This window comes from Asticcacaulis biprosthecium C19 (genome assembly GCF_000204015.1).
Taxonomy (GTDB): domain Bacteria; phylum Pseudomonadota; class Alphaproteobacteria; order Caulobacterales; family Caulobacteraceae; genus Asticcacaulis; species Asticcacaulis biprosthecius.
Genome location: NZ_GL883077.1, coordinates 1,316,507 through 1,319,069 on the forward strand (window position 1 = coordinate 1,316,507; position 2,563 = coordinate 1,319,069).

Annotated in this window: 3 protein-coding genes and 1 pseudogene; 3 read left to right on the forward strand and 1 reads right to left on the reverse strand. The window is 52.2% G+C overall.

The window, feature by feature from the left end:
* Positions 1-1,137 (forward strand): polymorphic toxin-type HINT domain-containing protein (locus tag ABI_RS06360; protein WP_040308642.1); only part of this gene is annotated, 1,137 nt, incomplete at its 5' end.
* 254 nt (positions 1,138-1,391) lie between these two features.
* Positions 1,392-1,760, forward strand: a complete 369-nt coding sequence (locus ABI_RS24935; protein WP_157138719.1) for a hypothetical protein — start codon at positions 1,392-1,394, stop codon at positions 1,758-1,760.
* Between the two features lie 298 nt (positions 1,761-2,058).
* Here the strand turns inward: ABI_RS24935 and ABI_RS24240 are convergent.
* Positions 2,059-2,220, reverse strand: a pseudogene (locus tag ABI_RS24240) (transposase domain-containing protein); the annotation flags it as partial.
* A 106-nt stretch (positions 2,221-2,326) separates the two neighbouring features.
* On the opposite strand from ABI_RS24240, the gene ABI_RS24245 reads away from it, so the two are divergent.
* Positions 2,327-2,563 (forward strand): transposase (locus ABI_RS24245; protein WP_157138822.1); only part of this gene is annotated, 237 nt, incomplete at its 3' end.

Sequence of the window (2,563 nt, forward strand, 5' to 3'; positions counted from 1 at the left end):
CTGGGACGGTTCTTGCAGCCCGATCCCATCGGTTACGGTGACGGCATGAACATGTACGCCTATGTCCATGGTGATCCGGTCAATGCGACGGATCCTACCGGACTTTGCTCGGCGCCTGGCGCTGACTGTGGCGTGGTGGATATGCCGGGCGAAATCGTCATTCGCGGCCGTCGCGGCGGTAAGGAAGACTGGGAGGCGAGCAATACCGCTTTCGCCAACATGTATCATCCGGGGCGTCCAAGCGACGACTTCTATAGGCAAAGAGATGAGTTTGCTGCCTTCCGGTTGTACACCGACGACACCATAACCCGGCCGGGCTTGGTCATGTATCTTGAGGCCATCACGGCACCAAGCGATGTGATCGGGGCCAAGGCTGCTGTGAAGGTCGGCTTGAAGTTTCTTGCCAAGCGCTTCTCGGCGAAACAAGCTGCAAGGCGGGGCGCGACGACATGTCCAGCTTGCTTTGTCGCAGGAACGCAAGTGGCGACGCCGACAGGACTGGTTGCCATCGAGAAGATCGAGGTCGGTGACCTCGTCTTAGCGTACGACGCGCGAACGTCGCAGGTGTTAGAAAAGCCGGTCAGGGCGTTGATCCGGCCAGAACCCAAAGCGACTTACGCGCTGATTTTGAAATCGGCTTTAGGGGAGATCGAGACCTTCCGAGCCACTGATGACCATCCTTGGTTCACTGCCGCTCACATGTGGGTCGAGACAAAAAGCCTGAAAATTGGGGACATGATCGAGACGGCAACAGGTAAGGACTTTACGCTTGTCTCGATTGTGCTGTCCGGCAAAACCGAACAAACCTACAACCTTAGCGTCGCGGACGTGCATACCTTTATGGTTGGTGAAAACCATTTGGTCGTGCACAATGATGGGCATCATTGTATTCCAAGACAAATTCTCAAGCAACTTAGTAGCGACCTCAGGCGCGCAGTCCAAGGAAAGCGAGGGGACAGAAATATTGTGGATATCGGTCGGCAGAGACACATCGATATACATCGAGGGGGGTACAATAATCGCTGGACGCAAGAACTTACAAAGCATGGCGGGCCAAGAAACATAACGGAGCAGCAATTGCGCCAGATCGATGCAGTGATTAGATCAGAATTTAAGCTTCCCCCTCGCGGTGGGTAGCGATTTCGGTTATAGGTGAACCATGAAAATATATCGTCTTTGTGATCCCACATTAGAGCCAAGTGGAAGCAATTATTTCCGCGATATCTTAGTAACAGGCACCTGGCAGAAAGTTGGTAAGTGTACCATTGGCTGTCGAGCATGTGTAATTGTGCCTCCGCTAATCGTCGAGGCGAATTCAGATGGCATCTTAATGGGTGATGTCGCCTGGAGTTTTGACATCTTCATCGCTTCGGAAAAGGCCAAAAAATGCTTTGAAATCGATGGGCGATCATTGGGATTTTGAGTCAGTGGTAGTAAGCCAGAAATCTCGAGCGTATAAAACCTTATTGAAACAAAATTATATCTGGCCGATTGCTAAGAAAAAAATTGAGATTGATCCGATAATAAATAATCTTGATTGGGAAGCGGCATGTCCGAAATGTGAAACGTCCCGTTGGTCATACAAGCACATTGATATTATATTTCCCAACAATAATATAGATGAAGTAGACTGCTTTCGTATTGATTGCGGCTTGCCATACAGATATCATTCCTATGTGACCGAAAAATATTGGCATGAGATTGCGAAATTTAATTTGACAAATATTGATGCGATGGTGGCTGGCGAGGCGATTTTCTAGTCTCGGAAAAGCCGAAATGGGGTCAGGGAAATGGGGATCGCGGTAGGGACGCTCATTAGTCGCCCGTGAACAACGGCTATGGCGTTGATCGGTTTGGCTAATTTTCGTTCTCAAAGTAATCGCGATTGCCAGGAACGGTGGGTTCTGGGCTGGTTTTCTTGCAATTGACGACCAACGTTCGGCATGATTCCATGGTCGATATCACGGCTGTGGGAGTGTTCAACGTGCGTCCCAAAGAGCGTCGTCCCAGCGGACAAAAGGACAGTAACCATCCGACCAGGGCCGCATGCGGCTTCTTTCAGGCGGCTTGAGGTTCTCGCCGGCTGATCTGCTTCCAATTCCAAGGCAGAAGTTCATCAAGCCTGTGGTTGGGGTGGCTGTTGATGCGGGCCAGTACGTCAGCCAGCCAAGCCTGGGGATCGATGTCGTTCATCTTGGCGGTGTAGATCAGACTGTACGTAACCCTCCGTCCAAGACCGCCTTGCCGGGGCCTGTGATTTTTCGTGAGGTACAGTCTTCTGTGTAGTCCTGGGACGGGTCCTGGGACTGGTCACAAGGGGCGGTCTATGTCGAAGGTCGATGTGTACGTTAAGCGGCGGAGATGGGATTCCGACGAGAAGCGGACGATCGTTGCGGAATCTTACATCGAAGGTGTCTCCGCGACGGCTCGTCGCCACAGTCTGCAAACTCATCAGATCTACAACTGGCGGCGGGTGTTGGCGGAACAGAACGAGGACGAATATCGACGACGACCGGCCTGCCGATTCGCGCCCGTCACTATGCCGCGCTGCCGGTTACGGCGG